We start from the raw sequence: 1,103 nt of genomic DNA, 5'->3' as shown, positions 1-1,103 counted from the left end.
ACAAAAAAAAAGGGTGCGTCACAGACTTATGACACACCCTCGACTGATAGTCAATACAAATTTATTATTTCCTTTTCCTTTGCCCTTGCCTTTTTACAAGTATAGAATGTTCCTCCTTTATATCCACCATCATAAAAAGCTATTAAGCCGCAAGAATGGTCAATCATAAAGTCATTTCTTTTAAGACAACATCCTTTATAAAAGCCATCACTCAGAACAATAGCATCGTCTGCCGCTGCCAATATATCACAATATCTTGCTCTACTCATATAGCTCCATCTATTACATTGATTTCTGAAAGGTATTATGGCAACGAGTTTCAGACTTGGCAATTCAGCCTTCAAAGACTGGACTACCTCTGCTGCAAGCATATCGAAACCAAGTGCCATACCACTTAAATATATTCTTATACCCTTTGCGTACAGAGCCTTTATCTTGATTCTCAATTGAGTCTTAATCTCTTCTACTCTTCCTGGCTCTATGAGACGATGTCCTGTAAAAGCCATCGTCTCTTCTATATTATATTTTTCCATCATATTCATTAGTTTTGATTATATTTATAAAAAGTTTTACCTAAAAACATACCTCCAACAACGTTTGCTCCATTATCTTCCAACATATTTGCAAAGTTCGCATAACTTTTTCCGGTGGTAACAACATCATCAAAGACACAAACATCTTTGCCCTTAAAATAGCGAACATCGAAATCTACCAATTGTGGTTTGACCTCGCATTTCTTTTTGCCGTGGCGGTGTTCATGTACTGCCATTCTACTTTGCATAATGACTATATGCGGGAATCCATTCTCCACTCCTGACAATTCGCTTACACGCTTGCAGAACTCACCAAAGCGTGTAGCGTAATGGTCTTTATTGCTTGTAGGAACACAAACGAAAGCCATATTTTTAAGCTTATCGCCATATTCTTTTTTCAGATGTTCAGCGGTCATTTCTGCCACTTTTTCGAAAGCATTGTCTCTTGCATCCTTGAACGCCCAAACAAGCTCACGGGCTGCAATCGCATCCTCACCTACATTCTTAATACGAGCAGGGTAATATTTCAAGAAGAAATCCATACTCTTATCAAGCTGCTTTTTTATATTT

Annotated in this window: 2 protein-coding genes; both read right to left on the bottom strand. The window is 37.8% G+C overall.

The features are described from left to right. Window positions 1-50: 50 nt before the first annotated feature. Window positions 51-536, bottom strand: a complete 486-nt coding sequence (locus tag DW917_RS16930; RefSeq protein WP_118120549.1) for an SLOG family protein — start codon at window positions 534-536, stop codon at window positions 51-53. Between the two features lie 5 nt (window positions 537-541). After that, window positions 542-1,103 (bottom strand): phosphoribosyltransferase (locus DW917_RS16925; protein WP_147344258.1); only part of this gene is annotated, 562 nt, incomplete at its 5' end.

The sequence above is a fragment of the Prevotella sp. AM42-24 genome, from assembly GCF_003461825.1.
Taxonomy (GTDB): Bacteria; Bacteroidota; Bacteroidia; order Bacteroidales; family Bacteroidaceae; genus Prevotella; species Prevotella hominis.
Note: the sequence above shows the minus strand (reverse complement) of the source record. Positions and strands in the feature narration are given on the sequence as shown.